The 18967-nt window shown below is 73.2% G+C and carries 18 protein-coding genes; 9 read left to right on the top strand and 9 right to left on the bottom strand.

What is annotated here, in order from left to right:
• Nucleotides 1–14: 14 nt before the first annotated feature.
• The 3 genes from AB0881_RS03240 to hrcA are packed head-to-tail and all read right to left on the bottom strand — an operon-like array spanning nucleotide 15 to nucleotide 2890.
• Nucleotides 15–746 carry a 16S rRNA (uracil(1498)-N(3))-methyltransferase gene (locus AB0881_RS03240; RefSeq protein WP_366613815.1) on the bottom strand — a complete coding sequence of 244 codons (732 nt, stop codon included), beginning with the start codon at nucleotides 744–746 and terminating at the stop codon, nucleotides 15–17.
• Nucleotides 743–1876 (bottom strand): molecular chaperone DnaJ, encoded by a 1134-nt coding sequence (gene dnaJ / locus AB0881_RS03235; protein ID WP_366613814.1) that lies wholly within the window; start codon nucleotides 1874–1876, stop codon nucleotides 743–745. The genes AB0881_RS03240 and dnaJ overlap by 4 nt, the downstream gene beginning before the upstream one ends.
• Entirely contained in the window at nucleotides 1877–2890 is a 1014-nt protein-coding gene (gene hrcA, locus AB0881_RS03230; protein ID WP_366613813.1) for a heat-inducible transcriptional repressor HrcA, read from the bottom strand. It lies immediately after the preceding gene.
• 142 nt (nucleotides 2891–3032) lie between these two features.
• Here hrcA and AB0881_RS03225 point away from each other — a divergent pair, with 142 nt between their 5' ends.
• Both AB0881_RS03225 and AB0881_RS03220 read left to right on the top strand, forming a co-directional pair.
• Entirely contained in the window at nucleotides 3033–3899 is an 867-nt protein-coding gene (locus AB0881_RS03225) for a DUF3097 domain-containing protein (RefSeq protein ID WP_366613812.1), read from the top strand.
• A gap of 75 nt (nucleotides 3900–3974) precedes the next feature.
• Nucleotides 3975–4598, top strand: coding sequence for a DUF4870 domain-containing protein (locus AB0881_RS03220; RefSeq protein WP_366613811.1), 624 nt, complete (start codon nucleotides 3975–3977; stop codon nucleotides 4596–4598).
• Here AB0881_RS03220 and hemW read toward each other — a convergent pair.
• Both hemW and AB0881_RS03210 read right to left on the bottom strand, forming a co-directional pair.
• Nucleotides 4591–5802: a radical SAM family heme chaperone HemW gene (gene hemW / locus AB0881_RS03215; protein ID WP_366613810.1), complete on the bottom strand. Its 1212-nt coding sequence runs from the start codon at nucleotides 5800–5802 to the stop codon at nucleotides 4591–4593. The two genes, AB0881_RS03220 and hemW, sit on opposite strands and share 8 nt — an antisense overlap.
• A 38-nt stretch (nucleotides 5803–5840) precedes the next feature.
• On the bottom strand, nucleotides 5841–6281 hold the full coding sequence (locus tag AB0881_RS03210) for a hypothetical protein (protein WP_366613809.1): 441 nt from the start codon (nucleotides 6279–6281) through the stop codon (nucleotides 5841–5843).
• Nucleotides 6282–6387: 106 nt separating this feature from the next.
• Between AB0881_RS03210 and AB0881_RS03205 the strand changes: the two genes are divergently transcribed.
• The 3 genes from AB0881_RS03205 to AB0881_RS03195 all read left to right on the top strand — a co-directional run bounded on the left by AB0881_RS03205 (nucleotide 6388) and on the right by AB0881_RS03195 (nucleotide 9381).
• Complete coding sequence (locus AB0881_RS03205) at nucleotides 6388–7296, top strand: hypothetical protein (RefSeq protein WP_366613808.1); 909 nt, start codon at nucleotides 6388–6390, stop codon at nucleotides 7294–7296.
• A gap of 133 nt (nucleotides 7297–7429) precedes the next feature.
• The gene (locus AB0881_RS03200) at nucleotides 7430–8863 is read left to right on the top strand and encodes a hypothetical protein (protein ID WP_366613807.1); all 1434 of its coding nucleotides are present in this window, start codon (nucleotides 7430–7432) and stop codon (nucleotides 8861–8863) included.
• A 50-nt stretch (nucleotides 8864–8913) separates the two neighbouring features.
• Complete coding sequence (locus AB0881_RS03195; protein ID WP_366613806.1) at nucleotides 8914–9381, top strand: DUF4870 domain-containing protein; 468 nt, start codon at nucleotides 8914–8916, stop codon at nucleotides 9379–9381.
• A gap of 13 nt (nucleotides 9382–9394) precedes the next feature.
• Here AB0881_RS03195 and AB0881_RS03190 read toward each other — a convergent pair whose 3' ends face one another.
• Both AB0881_RS03190 and lepA read right to left on the bottom strand, forming a co-directional pair.
• The gene (locus AB0881_RS03190; RefSeq protein WP_366613805.1) at nucleotides 9395–10291 is read right to left on the bottom strand and encodes a Uma2 family endonuclease; all 897 of its coding nucleotides are present in this window, start codon (nucleotides 10289–10291) and stop codon (nucleotides 9395–9397) included.
• 72 nt (nucleotides 10292–10363) lie between these two features.
• Nucleotides 10364–12211 (bottom strand): translation elongation factor 4, encoded by a 1848-nt coding sequence (gene lepA, locus AB0881_RS03185; RefSeq protein ID WP_366613804.1) that lies wholly within the window; start codon nucleotides 12209–12211, stop codon nucleotides 10364–10366.
• 255 nt (nucleotides 12212–12466) lie between these two features.
• Between lepA and rpsT the strand changes: the two genes are divergently transcribed.
• From rpsT to AB0881_RS03170, 3 genes are all read left to right on the top strand, one after another.
• A complete protein-coding gene (gene rpsT, locus AB0881_RS03180) occupies nucleotides 12467–12736 on the top strand; it encodes a 30S ribosomal protein S20 (RefSeq protein ID WP_366613803.1) in 270 nt (89 codons plus the stop codon).
• Between the two features lie 97 nt (nucleotides 12737–12833).
• Nucleotides 12834–13373 carry an RNA 2'-phosphotransferase gene (locus AB0881_RS03175; RefSeq protein ID WP_366613802.1) on the top strand — a complete coding sequence of 180 codons (540 nt, stop codon included), beginning with the start codon at nucleotides 12834–12836 and terminating at the stop codon, nucleotides 13371–13373.
• Between the two features lie 10 nt (nucleotides 13374–13383).
• The gene (locus AB0881_RS03170) at nucleotides 13384–13800 is read left to right on the top strand and encodes an SRPBCC family protein (protein ID WP_366613801.1); all 417 of its coding nucleotides are present in this window, start codon (nucleotides 13384–13386) and stop codon (nucleotides 13798–13800) included.
• Here AB0881_RS03170 and holA read toward each other — a convergent pair.
• Both holA and AB0881_RS03160 read right to left on the bottom strand, forming a co-directional pair.
• On the bottom strand, nucleotides 13778–14752 hold the full coding sequence (holA, locus tag AB0881_RS03165; protein WP_366613800.1) for a DNA polymerase III subunit delta: 975 nt from the start codon (nucleotides 14750–14752) through the stop codon (nucleotides 13778–13780). The genes AB0881_RS03170 and holA overlap by 23 nt on opposite strands.
• Before the next feature lie 62 nt (nucleotides 14753–14814).
• The gene (locus AB0881_RS03160) at nucleotides 14815–16932 is read right to left on the bottom strand and encodes a ComEC/Rec2 family competence protein (protein WP_366613982.1); all 2118 of its coding nucleotides are present in this window, start codon (nucleotides 16930–16932) and stop codon (nucleotides 14815–14817) included.
• A 390-nt stretch (nucleotides 16933–17322) separates the two neighbouring features.
• Here AB0881_RS03160 and aceB point away from each other — a divergent pair, with 390 nt between their 5' ends.
• Entirely contained in the window at nucleotides 17323–18930 is a 1608-nt protein-coding gene (aceB, locus tag AB0881_RS03155) for a malate synthase A (RefSeq protein WP_366613799.1), read from the top strand.
• Nucleotides 18931–18967: the final 37 nt, after the last annotated feature.

Below are 18967 nucleotides of genomic sequence, written 5' to 3'. Positions count from 1 at the left end.
CCGGTTCCGGGGCCTCACCAGCGGCCGGTCGCCGCCAGGAGGACCGCCGCCGCGGCGACGCCGGCGGTCGAGGTGCGCAGGACGGTCGGCCCGAGCCGTACGGCCCGCGCGCCCGCCGCGGCGAACTCCGCCAGCTCGTCCGCGGTGATCCCGCCTTCGGGACCGACCACGACCACGATCTCGCCGGTGGCCGGCGGCCGTACCGCGCTGAGCGGGCCGTCCGCCTCCTCGTGCAGGACGAGCCCGGTCGTCGCGGCGGCGAGCCGGGCGGCCACCTCCGCGGTGGCGGCCAGGTCGGCGACCTCCGGCAGGTGGCTGCGGCGCGCCTGCTTGGCCGCCTCGCGGGCCGTGGAGCGCCAGCGTCCCAGGGCCTTCTCGCGGCGCTCCGGGCGCCACTGGGTGACGCAGCGGGCGGCCGCCCACGGAATGATCTCGTCCACGCCCGCCTCGGTCATCGTCTCCACGGCCAGCTCGCCGCGGTCGCCCTTGGGCAGGGCCTGGACGACGACGAGGCGCGGTTCGGGGGCCGGGTGGCGGTGCCGTTCCAGGACGTCCACCGTCAGGGTGGAGCGGTCGGCGGCGGCCACGACGCACTCGGCGAGCAGGCCGGCGCCGTCGGTGAGGTCGACGCGCTCGCCGGGCCGCAGCCGCTTCACGGTCGCCGCGTGCCGCCCCTCGGCACCGTCCAGCACGACCCGGTCGCCTTCGAGGGCGGCCGGGCCGGCCAGGAACACCGGCGGGCTCACTGGTTGAAGACGTCCCGGAGCCTGGAGAACACGCTGCGCTGGCCCGGCGCGAACTTGCCCGGGGGCCGCTCCTCGCCGCGGAGCTTGGCCAGCCGGCGCAGCAGCTCCTCCTGCTCGTCGTCGAGCCGGTTCGGGGTCTCGACGTCGACATGGATCAGCAGGTCGCCGCGGCCGCTCTCGTTGAGGTGCCGCACGCCCCGCCCGTACAGGGTGATGACCTGGCCGGACTGGGTGCCGGGCTTGATGTCGACCTCCTCGGCGCCGTCCAGGGTCTCGATCGTGACGTTGGTGCCGAGCGCCGCGGCGGTCATCGGGATCTCGACCGTGCAGTGCAGGTCGTCGCCCTCCCGCTCGAAGATCTCGTGCGGCTTCTCCACGATCTCCAGGAAGAGGTCGCCGGGCGGGCCGCCGCCGGGACCGACCTCGCCCTCGCCGGCGAGCTGGATGTGGATGCCGTTCTCCACCCCGGCCGGGATCTTGACCTTGACGGTGCGGCGGGTGCGGACCCGGCCGTCGCCCGAGCACTCCGGGCACGGGGTCCGGATCACGCTGCCGAAGCCGCCGCACTGCGGGCAGGGCCGGGCCGTCATGACCTGGCCGAGGAACGAGCGCTGCACCTGCTGCACCTCGCCGCGCCCGTGGCAGGTGTCGCAGGTGTCGGGGTGCGTGCCGGGCGCGCAGCCCGAGCCGGTGCACGTCGTGCACGCCACCGCCGTGTCGACGGTCAGCTCGCGGGTGGTGCCGAACGCCGTCTCGTCCAGGCCGAGCTCGACCCGGAGGGTGGCGTTGCGGCCGCGGCGGGCCCGGGTGCGGGGGCCGCGCGAGGCGGCCGTGCCGAAGAACGCGTCCATGATGTCGCTGAACGGGAACCCGGCGCCGCCGAAGCCGCCGGCGCCCGCCCCCGCGCCGCCGGGCGCGAACGGGTCGGCGCCCAGGTCGTACATCTCGCGCTTCTTGGGGTCGGAGAGCACCTCGTAGGCCTGGGTGATCTCCTTGAACCGCTCCTGGGTCTCCGGATCCGGGTTGACGTCCGGGTGGAGTTCCCGGGCGAGCCGGCGGTAGGCCTTCTTGACCTCGTCCGGGCTGGCGTCGCGGCGGACGCCGAGGGTCGCGTAGTAGTCGTTGGCCACTTACGACCCCGCCAGGATCTGTCCGACGTAGCGTGCCACTGCCCGTACCGCTCCCATCGTGCCGGGGTAATCCATGCGTGTCGGCCCGAGCACTCCCAGCCGGGCCAGGGTCATGTCGCCGACGCCGTAATCGGCGACGACCACGGAGGTGGATCGGAGCCCCTCGTCGGGGTTCTCGGTGCCGATCCGCACCGTAACTGTAGAGGAGTCGCCGGTCTCCCCGAGCAGCCGCATGAGGACGACCTGCTCCTCCAGCGCCTCCAGCACCTCGCGCAGGCTCTTGGAGAAGTCCACGGCGGCGAGGTTGGCGGCGCCGGCGAAGACGATCTTCTCGTCGTGCTTCTCCACCAGCGTCTCCAGCAGGACCGAGAGCACGGCCGCCAGGACCGGCCTCTCCTCGGGCTGGACCCGGTCGGGGAGGTCGGCGACCGCGCTGGGGACCTCGCCGAGCCCGCACCCGTCGAGGCATGTGTTGAGCAACGCCCGCAGGTGCCCGATCGATTCCTCGGACAGCTCGTTCGGGGTCTCGATCATGCGCTGCTCGACCCGGCCGGTGTCGGTGATCAGCACCAGCAGCAGCCGGCGGGACGCCACCGGGACCAGCTCCACGTGCTGGACGGCCGAGCGGGTGAGCGAGGGGTACTGCACCACCGCCACCTGGCGGGTCAGCTGCGCCAGCAGCCGCACGGTGCGGCCCACGACGTCGTCGAGGTCGTACGCGCCGCTGAGGAACGTCTCGATCGCGCGGCGCTCGGCGCCCGACAGCGGCTTGATCGTGGACAGCCGGTCGACGAACAGCCGGTAGCCCTTGTCGGTGGGGACGCGGCCCGCGCTGGTGTGCGGCTGGTGGATGTACCCCTGCTCCTCCAGCACGGCCATGTCGTTGCGGATCGTGGCCGAGGACACGCCCAGGTTGTGCCGGTCCACCAAGGCCTTGGAGCCCACCGGCTCGTTGGTGGAGACGTAGTCCTCGACTATGGCCCGCAGGACCGCGAGTTTCCTGTCGTCGAGCACGTGGTCACCTCCTCTGCCCCCGTGCTGATACTCGTGCTGCAACTCGTACTGGCACTCAATACTTCCGAGTGCCAAGTGTACGGCCAGCCGAGCCGAGTTCGGAGGTGCCGGCGTCCCCCCGTGCTCGTTAGAGTGCCTGAGCGTGCGCAGTAAGGACTATGGCGACGACGTTCTGGCAGGGGATCTGCGGCGGCGGGGCGGCCGCCGGGTCCCGAAGACGGAGGTCCCGGAGGTCCCGGCCGAGCCGGGGCTGGTGGCGGAGGACCCCGGCAGCGGATTCTGCGGCGCGGTCGTGGGCTGCGACAAGTTCGGCGTGACGCTGGAGGACCGGTTCGGCAGGCGGCGGGTGTTCCCGCTGGTCAAGGCGGGCTTCCTGATCGACGGGAGGCCGGTGACGCTCGTCCGGCCCGTCCCGTCCGGGAACGGCGGGACCGGGAACGGCGGGGCCGGGGCCGCGGCGCGGTCGGCGTCCGGGTCGATCGCCGTGCGGGGGCTGCGCGCGCGGGTGGCCAAGGAGAGCCGCATCTACGTGGAGGGCGTGCACGACGCCGAGCTGGTCGAGAAGATCTGGGGCCACGACCTGCGCGTGGAGGGCGTCGTCGTGGAGTACCTGGAGGGCGTCGACGACCTGCCCGCCATCGTCGAGGAGTTCGCGCCGGGCCCGGGACGCCGGCTGGGCGTGCTCGTCGACCACCTGGTGGAGGGCTCCAAGGAGAGCCGCATCGCCGCCCGGGTCTCCTCCCCCCATGTGCTGATCACCGGGCATCCGTACATCGACGTCTGGGAGGCGGTGAAGCCGGCGGCGGTCGGGATTTCCGCCTGGCCTCGCGTGCCCCGCGGCGTACCCTGGAAGGAAGGGGTGCTCACCGCGCTCGGCTGGGGGGACGACGTGCGTGCCGGATGGAAGCGGATCCTCGGCTCGGTGACCACCTACACCGACCTCGAACCCGCCCTCCTCGGCCGGGTCGAGGAGCTCATCGACTTCGTCACCGCCCCCGAGGAGAGCTGAGGCCCCTTCCCCTTCCCGCGTCCGTCCGCTCCCCGCCAGACCGCGTCCGCCAGCGTCCCGACAGAGGAGCACACGATGTCGTACGGCCCTCCGGAACAACCCGATCACGGACAGCAGCCCCAGCAACAGCAGCAGCCCGGGTACGGCCAGGACCCCGGCTACGGACAGCACCCCGGGTACGGCACCCAGCCCGGCTACGGGCAGGCCCCCGGTTACGACCAGCAGGGATACGGGCAGCAGTACGGGCAACCCGGGTACGCGCAGCCGGGTTACGGGCAGGCGCCCGGGTACGGCCAGCAGCCCGGATACGGCGGGCAGATGCAGCCGTACGGGGCGCCCGGATACGGCCAGTACGGTCCCGGCCAGCCGACCCCGGACGAGCGCCAGTGGGCGCTGATGGCCCATCTCGGGCAGCTGCTCCTGGGGTTCCTCGCCCCGCTGCTGGTCTACCTGATCAAGAAGGACGAGTCGGCGTTCCTGCGGCACCACGGCGCCCAGGGCCTCAACCTCGCGATCAGCCAGTACGTGTACCTCATGGTCAACATCGTGCTAAGCGTCGTCACGCTCGGCATCTGGCTGCTCCCGACGATCGCGCTGGGCATCGCGCAGCTGGTCTACCTGATCCTGGCCGCGGTGGCCGGGAACCGCGGGGAGTGGTACCGGTTCCCGGCGTTCATGGCCTGGCCCATGATCAAGTGAGGTCGCGGACGACCGCGTCGGCGAGCAGCCGGCCGCGCCGGGTCAGCACGGCGCGGCCGGCCTCCTCGTAGGCTCCCGTTTCGACCAGGCCGTCGGCGATCGCCCGCCGTACGGCCGCCGCGTCCAGCAGTTCCGCCGGGCAGCCGTCCGCCAGGCGGAGTTCCAGCATGACGCGCTCGATGCGGCGGTCCTCGTCGTCCAGGATCTCGCGCGCGTGCGCGGGCGTGACCCGCTCCGCGAGGCGCGCGGCGTACGCGGCGGGGTGCTTGACGTTCCACCAGCGGGTCCCGCCCACGTGGCTGTGCGCGCCGGGGCCGACGCCCCACCAGTCGGCCCCCGTCCAGTACAGGAGGTTGTGCCGGCATGCGGCCGCGGGCCCGGTGGCCCAGTTGGAGATCTCGTACCAGCGCAGGCCGCGGGCGCTCAGCAGCTCGTCCGCCATCAGGTAGCGGTCGGCCATCGCGTCGTCGTCGGGCGCGGCCAGCTCGCCGCGGCGCACGCGGGCGGCCAGGCGGGTCCCCTCCTCCACGATGAGGGCGTACGCGGACACGTGGTCGGGTTCGGACTCCAGGGCCGCCTCCAGGGAGGCCCTCCAGTCGTCGTCGCTCTCTCCGGGGGTGCCGTAGATGAGGTCGAGGTTGATGTGCTCGAAGCCCGCCTCACGGGTCCAGTCCACGACCTGCGGCACGCGCCCGGGCGTGTGGGTGCGGTCCAGGACGGCCAGGACGTGCTCGCGCGCGCTCTGCATGCCGTACGAGACGCGCGTGAACCCGGCCTCGCGCAACCGGCCGAGGTAGCGGGCGTCCACCGACTCGGGGTTGGCCTCCGTGGTGACCTCCGCGCCGGGGGCCAGCCCGAACTCCGCGTCGATGGCGCCCAGGACGCGCCCGAGGTCCTCCGGAGGGAGCAGGGTCGGCGTGCCCCCTCCGACGAACACCGTCTCCACCGGCAGATCCGCGTCGCCCAGTACACGCCGGGCCAGGCGGACCTCCTCGATCGCCGTGTCCGCGTACGAGTCCCTGCTCGCCCCGGGCCCGAGCTCCGTCGCCGTGTAGGTGTTGAAGTCGCAGTAGCCGCACCGCGTCACGCAGAACGGCACGTGCACGTAGAACGCGAACGGCCGTTCCCCCAGCCCCTTGAGGGACGCGGGGGGCAGCGCCCCGTCGGCGGGTACGGGGTCACCATCAGGCAGGGTCGAGGGCACCCCTCAAGTCTGCCGTGCGACCCGGCCTGCTCCGTCCGTCAGCCGCGGCGCAGCTTGTCGCGCAGCCAGCCGGGGATGTGCTCCTCGGTACGCGGGAAGCGCTCCAGGTCCAGGGCGTACGCGGACGCCTTCAGCGGCGGCGTGAACTCCGGCTCGCCGTCGTAGTCGAACTCGGCGCTGAAGCGGCCGCCGCGCTCCACCCGCAGGCGGGCGGTGAACCACGCCCCCTTGCCCCGCCGGTACATCGCCCGGCGCAGCTCGTCCATCTTGCCGACCGCCTGGCCGGGCGGGGTCGCCGTGCGCGTGGCGCCCGCCGCGTCCACCACCTCGAACGACACGCTGTCGATGCCGATTGTCGCGCGGAACTCGAACCCGAGCCGCTCCCAGCCGGCGGGCGCGGCGGAACGCAGCGCGCGGACGGCGCCGTTCACCACGGCCCGCTCCTTCGGAGACTGCAGGACCTGCTCGGAGTTGGCCACGGACGAACCTCCGGAACGGAAAAGGCGACGGCCTCCTGACCGTACCGACGACCCGGCGGCCCGGACCATGCGGCGGCGCCCGTGTCGCGCCGATAGAGTCGTCCGAGTGGGTGATCAGGGGGCTGCCGGCGAGGGAACGGTGCGTTACGGGCGGGTTCCCGCGCGCGTGCTGCTGAACGGCGAGGCGGACGGCTGGCACTACACGGTCGTCGACCAGCACGGGGACGAGCAGCGCGTCCCCCTGTGCGGCCCCGGCGTCCGCTGGCAGGCGCCGCAGGGCCGGCGCCGCGACGACCCCGAGCCCCCATGGTGGCGGCGCCATCTGGACGAGACTGCCGAGGCGCTGCGCGGCCTCATCGGCCGGGCGCTCACCGACCGCACGTTCGCCGAGCTGGGCTCCGAAGCCGAGATCACGTGGTTCGCCGTGGCGGAGCCGGCCCGGTGGGAGGGGCTCGTCACGCTGCGGGAGGCCGATCCGGCGCGCTTCCCCGGCAAGGTGCCGCCGTTCGTGGTGACGTTCGAGCCCGGACGCGGCGCCCTGCTCCCCGGCGCGCACCTGCTCTTCTCCACTCTCGCCGCCGACGCCTGGACGACGCTCGCCGCCGTCTCCGAACGCTGCCGCACGCCCGCGCCCAAGGAGTCGTTCCTGTGCGGGTATACCGGCCATCGCAGCGTCCGCGTCGGCAGGGGCAGCCTGGACGTCTCCACCCAGCGCGGGGACGACGGCGCCGAGCGGATCGCCGAGATCCACACCGCGCGCGAGGCCGGGTGGAGCGGCAATCCCGAGCTGCGGCCGCGGCTGGACGGCATCGACCTGCTGGACGAGCCGGCCGGGGACGTCGTCGCGCTCTTCCGCGACCTCGGCCACGAGGTGGTCTCCTGGGGCCGGAGCGGCTTCCGGGTGCCCCAGGCGGGCCTGACCCTCCACCGGGGCTCCGAGGGGCCGTCTGAGCGCTTCTCGGGCGCGTCCCTGGCCCTGCCGTCCGCCCTCGCCTCCCTGTACCTGCGGCGCTGACGCGGCCTTTTCCGGACGTACCGTCGCCCATCGGGACTTTCCGCCGTTCCGGTGACCTCGATCATCGCCCCGACACCCACGGGGGACCCGTTCGTCACCGGAACGCAATCCCGGTTCCCTAGGTTCGCGGGCCATGAGAGCCCGTGCGCGCGCCACCGCCCTCACCCTCGCGCTCGGCGGCATCCCCCTCGCCGCCGTGTCCCCCGCCGCCCCCGCGCAGGCGTCGCCGCCGCCCGGCGGCCTCGTCGTCGAACGCGGCGGCCCGGCCCGGACGGTCGCGTTCACGGCCGCCCGCGACGGCGAGGCGGTCATCGGCCTCACGGCCGCCGCCCCCGGCGTCTCCTGGGCCCGCCGGGGCGCCGAGGCCGCCGTCGTGGCGGTGGGCGTGGACGGCCGCCACGTCACCGACCTCGTTGTCCCGGGAGCGGACCCCACCCCGCGCAGCCTGGGACTCGGCCGCGTCGGCAAGGGCCCGCACAAGGTGACCCTGCGGTTCGCCGAAGGCAGCGCCCCCGCCGCCCGGCGCGTCACCCTCGGCCGCCCCCGCGTGCGGATGCCCGACCAGGTCGCGCTGCGGCACTCCCCCATCGTGGTCGGGCGTACCGGTTGGCCGTTCGGCGACCCGTACCAGAACGCGCGCACCGACACCCCGCTGCTCGCCTGGCACGAGTCGCGCCCCGCGGCGGCACCCGGGCACCGCGTCCTGGAGTACTCGATGGTGTTCTCCAACGAGGACGGCGGCACCGACACCCCGGCCCTGATGGCGCGCTGGGGACGGACCACCGACATCGAATGGGTCTACCGGGTGGAGGTGGACGCCGAAGGCCGCCGGGTGGCGGGAACGGGCGTCTACCAGGGGCCGCAGCACCTCACGCTGAAATTCACCGGCCGCTACGAGGGCGACCATCCCGTCCTGCAGACGTGCACGTCCAACAACAACATGTGCGACGTCATCTCCCCGCGCCCGCCCCTGCGCTTCCTGCCCGACGCCTCCGGCACGCGCCCGGCCGACCGCGCGCGCGAGGCCGTCATGGAGCCCTGGACGTACCGCGTCATGGCGCAGGAACTCCGCCGCGAGGGCCGCCTGGAGGAGCCCTCGGACCCCGCCACCCGGGAGGTCGGCGACCCGCGCGCGTACCTCTTCGCGGAACTGGCCAAGACGACGGGCGCCCCGAGGAACTGGGGCACGGCCCCAGGGGTGTCCCTCGCCGTCCGTCTGGAAGGGGACGACCGCCTCTACCGTTCCGACCACGGCGAACGGAGCTGGTCCATCGACCGCGACGGCCCCGCCTCCACCACCGTCGAGCTGCCGCCCGGCACCACCGCCGGCGACATCGCGAGCATCGAGGCCGTCCGCACCCCCATGGGCCTGGTCGACAACGGCGCCCCGGCCGTCGTCACCGCCCTCCACCGCGCCTTCTTCCTGAACCGGGCCCATCTCCCGGACCCGCCGGCCTTCCGCTGGACGGGCTCGGTCACCCTCACCCCGGCGTCCCCGGCGGCCGTCCTCTGGAAGAAAGGATCGAGAACCATCGGGAACCAGCGAACTCCGGACGCGTCCAAGTAGTCGTACACTTCGCCAGAGCTTCACGCGCACTCCGGAGAGGACACGCCGCCATGGCCTACGGGCCTCCGCCTTCGCCCGGCTACGGTCAGCAGCAGAACTACGGTCAGCAGCAGGGCTGGCAGCAGCCGCCGCCGCGCACCAGCCCCATGCCGCAGTCCCCCATGCCGCAGCACCCCGGCCCGGTGAGCCACGACGACAAGTCCTGGGCGCTGATGGCGTACCTCGGCCAGTTCCTGGTCGGCGCGGTCGCTCCGGTGGTCGTCTTCTTCGGCAAGGGCCGCTCGCCGTTCGTCCGCCGGCACGCCGCCCAGGGCCTCAACATGGGCCTGGCCGCGATCGCCGTCTGGGCCGTGTTCGGCCTGCTCTCCCTGCTCCTGGAGGCCCTGATCTGGGTCCCGCTGGGCTTCACCGCCGCGGTGATGTTCTTCCTGGTCTACGCGGCCCGGTCGGCCAACCGCGGCGAGTTCCGCCAGGTCCCGGCCTTCGTCGCCTGGCCCCTGCTCAAGTCGGGCAGGTAGCGCCAGCCGGACGTCACCCTAGCCGGACGTCACCTTCGAGACCTTCGAGTCCGCCGGTCTCCATCGCGGCGGGCTCGTCGGCGTCCTTCGATCCGGTGTCCTCTGATCCGGTGTCCTTCGATTCCGGCTCCGGTTCGGGCTCCGGGGCCGGTTCCGGGGACGGGCCGGGGAGGATGGTCATCGTGCCGGGCTCGCCCGGCGGCTGGTCGAGGCGGACGACGCGGCCCGGGTAGGCGCGCTCCGCGATCACGACGTCGCGCTCGTCCCAGCCGCCGTAGAACACCGGGCAGCCGTCCCACAGCTCGACCTTCTCCGCGCCCGTCGGCCACCGCCGGCCGAACGCGTCGATCAGGATCGGTTCCTCGCTGTGCGGCAGGTCGGGCCCGACCCGCTCCGTTCCGGCGCGTTCCGCGGTCTGCTCGGTCACCGTCATCAGCCTCCTGGGGGCGGGCCGGCTGGGCAGCCGGCGGAAGATCTCGTCGGGGGCCACCTCGATCGGGAACGGCCGGGTCAGCGAGCACGACCGGCCCCAGCCCACCCGGGCCTCCTCGGCGTAGCGGCCGTCGTCGCTCAGCTCGTACACCAGCACCTCGGGGGCGTCGCCCTTCATGTCGACGACCCAGTAGCACGGCACGCCGAAGCGCTCGTACACGTCCTTCTTGGGACCCAGGTCGGGCTCGCGGGACGCGTCCGAGGACACCTCGACGGCCAGCAGCGGCGCGCCCCGCACGTACCCCGTCTCGGGGTCCTCCTGCTCCTCGCGGAAGACCATCAGATCGGCGCGGAGCCAGGTGCGGTCGTCCAGCCAGGCGCCCATGGCCGTGGCCGACCGCTGCCCGGCCGACTCCGCCAGGCCCACCGGGACGACCAGGCTGGAGACGAGGACCTGGTGCAGCAACGTGTGAGTCACAACGCCCAGTGTCCCTGTGCGGACGCTAAGTCACCACCGCTTTACGATTTCGGGGAGGAAACCGCCGGGCGGCTACTTCTTGCCCTTGTCCCCGCCGCCGGCCTCGCCGGTGGAGAGCGCGGCCACGAAGGCCTCCTGCGGGACGTCGACACGGCCGATCGTCTTCATCCGCTTCTTGCCCTCCTTCTGCCGCTCCAGGAGCTTGCGCTTGCGGGAGATGTCACCGCCGTAGCACTTGGCCAGGACGTCCTTGCGGATGGCGCGGATGTTCTCCCGGGCGATGATCCGGGCGCCGATCGCGGCCTGGATCGGCACCTCGTACTGCTGGCGCGGGATGAGCTCCTTGAGCTTGGCCGTCATCATCAGGCCGTACTCGCGGGACTTGTCGCGGTGCACGATCTGGCTGAACGCGTCGACCGACTCGCCCTGCAGCAGGATGTCGACCTTGACCAGGTCGGACTCCTGCTCGCCGCTGGGCTCGTAGTCGAGCGAGGCGTAGCCGCGGGTCCGGGACTTCAGCTGGTCGAAGAAGTCGAAGATGATCTCGGCGAGCGGCAGCGTGTAGCGGATCTCGACCCGGTCCTCCGACAGGTAGTCCATGCCGAGCAGCACGCCGCGGCGGCCCTGGCACAGCTCCATGATCGCGCCGATGTGCTCGCTCGGCGACAGCAGCGTGGCCTTGACCACCGGCTCGTACACCTTGGCGATCTTGCCTTCGGGGAACTCGCTGGGGTTGGTGACGGTGTGCTCCGACCCGTCCTCCATGACCACCTGGTAGATCACGTTCGGCGCGGTGGAGATCAGCGACAGGTTGAACTCGCGCTCCAGCCGCTCCCGGACGATCTCCATGTGCAGCAGCCCGAGGAACCCGCAGCGGAAGCCGAACCCGAGCGCCGCCGAGGTCTCCGGCTCGTAGATCAGCGCGGCGTCGTTCAGCCGCAGCTTGTCGAGCGCGTCGCGCAGCTCCGGATACTGGTCGCCGTCCAGCGGGTACAGGCCCGAGAACACCATCGGCTTGGGGTCCTGGTAGCCGCCCAGCGCCTCGGACGCCGCGTGCGACGCCCCGGTCACCGTGTCGCCGACCCGGGCCTGCCGGACGTCCTTCACACCCGTGATCAGGTAGCCGACCTCGCCGACCCCGAGCCCGCCCACCGGCTGCGGCTCCGGCGAGATCACCCCGACCTCGAGGGTCTCGTGCGCGGCGCCCGTGGACATCATCAGGCTCTTCTCCCGCCGGGAGAGGTGCCCGTCCATGATCCGCACGTACGTGACCACGCCGCGGTAGGTGTCGTACACCGAGTCGAAGATCAGCGCGCGGGCCGGCGCGTCCGGGTCGCCGACCGGCGCCGGCACCGTCTCCACGATCCGGTTGAGCAGCGCCTCGACGCCCTCGCCGGTCTTGCCGGAGACCTTCAGCACGTCCGACGGGTCGCAGCCGATGATCCCGGCGAGCTCCTCGGCGTACTTCTCCGGCTGCGCGGCGGGCAAGTCGATCTTGTTGAGCACCGGGATGAGGTGCAGGTCGGCCTCGATCGCCAGGTACAGGTTGGCCAGCGTCTGCGCCTCGATGCCCTGCGCCGCGTCCACCAGCAGCACCGCGCCCTCGCAGGCCGCCAGCGAGCGGGACACCTCGTACGAGAAGTCCACGTGGCCGGGCGTGTCGATCAGGTTGAGGACGTAGCCGGTGCCGTCCTCGCCGGTCCACGGCAGCCGCACCGCCTGGCTCTTGATCGTGATCCCGCGCTCGCGCTCGATGTCCATGCGGTCGAGGTACTGCGCGCGCATGCGGCGCTCCTCGACGACCCCGGTCAGCTGCAGCATGCGGTCCGCGAGGGTCGACTTGCCATGGTCGATGTGCGCGATGATGCAGAAGTTCCGGATGATCGCGGGATCGGTCTTGTTGGGCTCAGGCGCTGGCACCGGGGTCCGTTCGCAAACTCTCGCTGGTGGACAGGAATGTGGCAGATCTTGCCGTATCCCATGGTCCCATGCCCGGCTCGATGCTCCGTACGCGGCCGGGTTTGGGGCCTGGCCCGGTGATTGGTAAGCTGTGCCACTGCGTGTGGCGTACCGTCGTGCCTCGGGGCACCGTCGCCCCGTCTATTTCTGAACGTTGGAGCCTGCCGCCCGCTGCGCGGCAGGCGAGGATCGCGACCAAGGCTGAGGCACTACGACGTGGCTAACATCAAGTCCCAGATCAAGCGGAACAAGCAGAACGAGAAGGCCCGGCTGCGCAACAAGGCCGTGAAGTCCGAGCTCAAGACGGCGATCCGCCAGTTCCGCGAGGCCGCCGAGGCCGGCGACGTGGAGAAGGCCACCGCGGCCCAGCGCAACGCCGCCCGCAAGCTCGACAAGGCCGTGAGCAAGGGCGTCATCCACAAGAACCAGGCCGCCAACCGCAAGTCGGCGATCGCCAAGCGCGCCGCCGCCCTGCAGGCCGGCTGAGACTCCTCCCTGCACCGACCGGCGAGACCGCGGACCCCGAGCGGGTGCCGCGGTTTTGTCATGCCTCCAGGCGTTCCGTCCCTCTAAAGTGGGGATCATGGACGAACGCCGGACGGTGAAGGTCTCCAAGTACCTCTCCAAGCACCTGCGGCACCAGCCCGGCCGGATCGGCATCGCCCTCGACGGCGCCGGCTGGTGCCGGGTGGACGACCTCCTGCGCGCCGCCGCCGCGCACCGCTTCCCCATCACCCGCGAGGAACTCGAACACGTCGTCGCGGTCAACGACAAGAAGCGCTTCGAGCTCGACGGCGACCGGATCCGGGCGAGCCAGGGCCACACCGTCCCGGTCGACCTGGACCTGCCCGTCACTCCCCCGCCGGCGACGCTCTTCCACGGCACCGTCGCCCGCGCGCTCCCCGAGATCCGCCGGGACGGGCTGCTGCCCATGGCGCGGCACGCCGTCCACCTCTCCCCCGACGAGGAGACCGCCACCCGCGTCGGCGCCCGCCGCGGCCGGCCCGTCATCCTCACCGTCGACGCCGCCGGCATGGCCGCCGCGGGCCACGAGTTCCGCGTCAGCGCCAACGGCGTCTGGCTCGTCGACGCCGTGCCCGCGCGCTTCCTCACCCTCCCCTGAACGGAGCGTCATGCACTTCGAGACCGCGGTCGACATCGCCGCCGACCCCGAGACCGTCTGGCGGCACCTGATCGACTTCGAGCGCTGGCCGGAGATGACGGCGTCGGTCACCCGCGCCGAGCGCCTCGACGACGGCCCTCTCGGACCGGGCAGCCGGGTCCTCATCCACCAGCCGAGACTCGCCCCGGCGACCTGGACGGTCACCGAGTTCACCGCCGGCGGCTCGTTCACCTGGGAGTCCCGCGCGCCCGGCGTGGTCACGACCGGCGGCCACATCGTCACCGCGGGCCCGGCCGGCACCACCGCCCGCCTCACCCTCACCCAGCGGGGGCCCGCCGCGCCGCTGATCGGCCTGCTCTACGGCCGGCTGAGCCGGCGGTACGTCACGATGGAGGCCGCGGGGCTCAAGCGCCTGGCCGAGTCCTGATCCGGCGGGCCGCGATGATCTGCGACACCGCCTTCTCCAGCGCGTACGCCGGATCGGCCGCACCGCCCTTGACCTGCGCGTCCGCCTCCGCGACCGCGCTCAGCGCGCGCGCCACGCCCTCGCCGGACCAGCCGCGCAGCTGCCGCTGCACCCGGTCGATCTTCCACGGCGGCATGCCCAGCTCCTTGGCCAGCGCCGCCCCGCGCGCCCCCGGCGGCGCCCCGCCGACCTTGGCCAGCCCCCGGACGCCCTGCGCCAGCGCGCTCACGATCAGCACCGGCGCCACGCCGGTCGCCAGCGCCCACCGCAGCTGCTCCAGCGCCTCGGCCGGCTGCCCGTCGATCGCCTTGTCGGCCACCGTGAACCCGCTGACCTCGGCCCGGCCGCGGTAGTAGCGGGCGACGGCCGCGTCGTCGACCTTCCCGCCGGTGTCGGCGACCAGCTGGCTGCACGCCCCGGCCAGCTCCCGCAGATCGTTCCCGACGGCCTCGATCAGCCCGCGCGCCCCGTCCGCCGAGATCTTCCCGCCGTGCCGGCGGATCTCGGCCCGGACGAAGTCGACCCGGTCCCCCACCTTGGTGACCTTGGGGCACGACACCTTGCGCGCGCCGGCCTTGGCCAGCCCGTCCACCAGCGCCTTCCCCTTGGCCCCGCCGTGGTGCACGGCCACCAGCGCCACGTCGTCCGCGGGGCTCTTCACGTACCTGAGCACCTCGGCGCTCAGGTCCTTGCCGAGATCCTGGACCGACCGCAGGACCAGCACCTTCCCGCCCCCGAACAGCGAGGGCGAGGTCAGCTCCGCCAGCCGCCCCGGCTCCAGCCCGCCGGGCCCCAGGTCGATCACCTCGGCCTCGGGATCGCCCGCCCGGACGGTGCCGACGACGTCCCCGATCGCCCGCTCGACGAGCAGTTCCTCGTCTCCCACGATCAGAGTGATGGCATCAGCAGACACCCCTCCAGCATCCCACGCCGAACCCCCTCCCGCTCCAACCGCACGCTCCCCGCCACGGCGGCTCAGCCGCGGGTCACGACGGCGATCCCTCCTCTCGTACGGACGACGGCCACGTCCCCCTCCTGGTCGGTCCGGTGGACGCGCATGCCGTGCCGGCGCAGCAGGTCCAGGGTCGCGGGCGCCGGATGCCCGTAGTCGTTGTCCCGGCCGGCCGAGACGATCGAGACGGCGGCGCGGGCCGCCGCGAAGAACGCGGGGTCCTGCGCGCGGGCACCGTGGTGCGGGACCTTGAACACCTGCACCGGCGGGACGCCCGGCGCCAGCGCCCGCTGCGCCTCGGGCTCCGCGTCCCCGCTCAGGAGGGCGCTGAACCCGGGGCGGCGCGCCACGAGCACGACGCTCGCGTTGTTGATCGCCGCCCCGTCGTCGGCCGCCGACAGGACCGGCGCGTGGGCGGGGCCGATGACGTCCAGCGTGAGCTCGCCGACGCTCCAGCGCCCGCCGGCCTGCGCGCGCCGGACGGGCAGCCCGCCCGTATGGCGTGCCTCACGGCCGAAGGCCGACGGGCTGACCAGGACCATCCGTACCGTGCGGCCGTTCCTGACACCGGCGGTCCCGTCGATGTGGTCGGCGTGCGGATGCGTGAGGACGAGCAGCGGCACGTCCCGTACGCCGAGGCGTCCCAGGCAGCCGTCCACCGCCCGCGGGTCCGGGCCGGCGTCGACCACCACCCCGCGTCCCGGCCCGGCCGCGAGGACCAGCGCGTCGCCCTGCCCGACCGCGCAGGCCACCAGCGCCCACCCCGGCGGCGGCCAGCCGGGGGCCGCCGCGCGCAGGCCCGCGACCGCCAGCAGGACGCCCGCCATCACGGCGACCACGGCCAGGCGTACCCGCCGGAACCGCAGCACGGCCACCGCCACCACCATCGCCGCGGCCAGCCCCACCGCCCCGAGCCCGCCGCGCGCCCACGGAACCGTTGCGTACGGAAGATCGGCCGCGACCCGCGCGACGGCGCAGATCCATCCCGCCGCCAGCCCCGCGGGCCACACCATCAACTGCGCGACCGGCACGGACACGAGCGCCACAACGGCGGCGAGGGCGCCCACCAGCGTGGCCGGCGCGACGGCCGGCGCCGCCAGCAGGTTGGCCGCGATCGCGACCACGCCCACCTCCCCCGAGAGCATGACCAGCACGGGCGCGACCGCGACCTGCGCCGCCGCGGCGACCGCCACCGCGTCGGCCAGCGGCCCCGGCAGCCGCCGCCCCAGCCGTTCCCGCCAGGCCGGCGCCAGAACGAGCAGGCCGGCCGTGGCCAGCACCGACAGCACGAACCCGTACGAGCGGGCCAGCGCCGGATCGAGCAGCACCAGTACCAGCACCGCCGCCCCGAGAGCGGGCAGCCCCTGCCGCTGCCGCCCGGTCACCAGCGCCAGCAGCCCGATCAGCCCCATCACCGTCGCGCGCAGCACGCTGGGCTCGGGACGCGCCACCACGACGAACGCCAGCACCGCCAGCACGGCCACCGGCGGCGCCCGCAGCCGCCCCAGCCCCGCGATCCGGCAGAGCCCCAGCACGGCCCCGATGATGATCGCGAGGTTGGCGCCGGACACCACCAGCAGATGCGCCAGCCCGGACGTCCGGAAGTCCTCGGCGAGCGCGGGATCCAGCCGCGACGTGTCGCCCACGACCATGCCGGGAAGCACTCCCCGCTGGTCGGCCGGAAGCCGCTCCACCGCCCGGCGCAGCTTCGCCCGTACCGCCTCAGCGCCCCGCTGCAGCGCCGACGGCCGTCCCACCGGCTCCGGCGGCCCCCGCACGAACACGACGGCCGCGAGCAGCTCGGCCCGCCGGGGCGGCGCCAGGCTCCCGTTCAGCCGCACCCGCTGGCTGGGCAGCAGCCCGATCCACCGCCGGTCGGCGGCGATGAGCAGCACCGGCACCCTCACCCGCACCCGGCGCCCCTGCACCTGGACGGCCTCGGCCCTGGCCCGCGCCAGCACCATCGGCCGCCCCGGCCGTACCGCCGCCTCGGCCGTGCCCTCGGTCCAGACGCCGACCAGGACGACGCGCTCCAGGCGCAGCGCCCGGTACTCGACCTCGGTGACGTCGGTCAGCTCCGTGGAGAGCCCGGCGACGCGGCGCAGTGCGCGCCGCTCCTCCAGGTCCAGCTCGCCGGTCATCGGCTCGGCGCCGTCGTGGGCGCCGTACTCGCCGTACTCGAACGTGTCGGTCACTCGGGTCTCTCGGTCTTCGGAAAAGGTCTGCGTCATATGTCCTCTGTCAACGCCGCGGCGCGGCCGGATCTTCCCGGCGATGGTCTCACGGGCCGCCGCCGGCTTCACCCGATTATCCCCGCCGGACGGCCCCGCCGCGATGGCGTACGACCTGCGCGAACGCCGCGCGTCCAGGTCACCGGCGCCGGGCGGGTGCCCGCGGGCCGAGAACGGGCACACCGCAGGGGCGGCCCGGCGGCGCCCAGGCGCGGGGGTGCTTTGACCCGGCTCCGTACCGCCGAGTAGCGTTTCTTCACACAACAGAAGCCGAATTTCACGATACGAAAGGGCAGGCAGATGGCTGCACCCGAAGGCGTCGAGGTCACCGGTCCCCTGAACGAGCGATACGACGAGATCCTGACCCCCGAGGCGCTCGGCCTGCTCGCCGCCCTGCAGCGCGAGCTGGGCGGCCGCCGCGAGGAGCTGCTGCGGGCCCGCGCCGAGCGGCAGGAGCGGCTGTCGGCGGGCGGCACGCTGGACTTCCTGCCGGAGACGGCGGACGTCCGCGCCGACGAGAGCTGGCGGGTCGCCGAGCCGGCCCCGGGCCTGGAGGACCGCCGGGTCGAGATCACCGGGCCGACCGACCGGAAGATGACCATCAACGCCCTCAACTCGGGCGCGAAGGTGTGGCTGGCCGACTTCGAGGACGCCAACACCCCGCTGTGGAACAACATGATCGAGGGGCAGCTCAACCTGCGCGACGCCCTCGACCGGACGATCGACTTCACCGACTCGAAGAGCGGCAAGTCGTACGCGCTCAAGGACGACGCCGAGCTGGCGACCATCGTCGTCCGGCCGCGCGGCTGGCACATGGAGGAGAAGCACCTCCTGGTCGACGGGAAGCCGATGTCGGGGTCGCTGTTCGACTTCGGCCTGTACTTCTTCCACTGCGCGCGCCGCCAGGCGGACAAGGGCAAGGGCCCGTACTTCTACCTGCCGAAGATGGAGAGCCACCTCGAGGCGCGGCTCTGGAACGACGCGTTCAACCTGGCGCAGGACAAGCTGGAGATCCCGCGCGGCACGATCCGGGCGACCGTGCTGATCGAGACGATCCCGGCCGCGTTCGAGATGGAGGAGATCCTCTACGAGCTGCGCGACCACTCCGCCGGGCTGAACGCCGGCCGCTGGGACTACCTGTTCTCGGTGATCAAGAAGTTCCGGGACCGGGGCGCGGAGTACGTCCTGCCGGAGCGGAACGCGATCACGATGACGGCGCCGTTCATGCGCGCGTACACCGAGCTGCTCGTGCGCACCTGCCACAAGCGCGGCGCGCACGCGATCGGCGGCATGGCCGCGTTCATCCCGTCCCGCCGGGACGAGGAGGTCAACAAGGTCGCGCTGGAGAAGGTCCGGGCGGACAAGACGCGCGAGTCGGGCGACGGGTTCGACGGGTCCTGGGTGGCCCACCCCGACCTGGTCCCGGTCTGCCGCGAGGTCTTCGACGGCATCCTCGGCGACGAGCCCAACCAGCGCGGCCGGCTGCGCGAGGACGTCAAGGTCTCGGCCGCCGACCTGCTGAACGTGGCCGCGACGCCGGGCGACATCACCGAGGCCGGCCTGCGCAACAACATCGACGTCGCGCTGCGCTACCTGGCCACCTGGCTGGACGGCGCGGGCGCGGTGGCGATCCACAACCTGATGGAGGACGCCGCCACCGCGGAGATCTCCCGGTCCCAGGTCTGGCAGTGGATCTACAACGGGGTCGAGCTGAAGGACGGCCCCAAGGTCACCAAGGAGCTGGTCGGGCGGCTCCTGGACGAGGAGCTCGGCAAGATCCGCGAGGAGCTGGGCGACGCGTACAACGAGCCGCGCTACGAGCAGGCCGTGACGCTGTTCAAGGAGGTCACGCTGGCCGACGAGTACTCGGAGTTCCTGACGACCCCGGCGTACGAGCGGATGCCCTGACACCGGACGCCGCCCGCGCCCGCGCTCCGGCGGGGCG

Origin of the sequence: Spirillospora sp. NPDC029432 (genome assembly GCF_040703975.1) — a bacterium.
GTDB lineage: Bacteria > Actinomycetota > Actinomycetes > Streptosporangiales > Streptosporangiaceae > Spirillospora.
The sequence above is the reverse complement of the archived record's forward strand: the minus strand, read 5'-3'. Positions and strand labels throughout refer to the sequence as shown.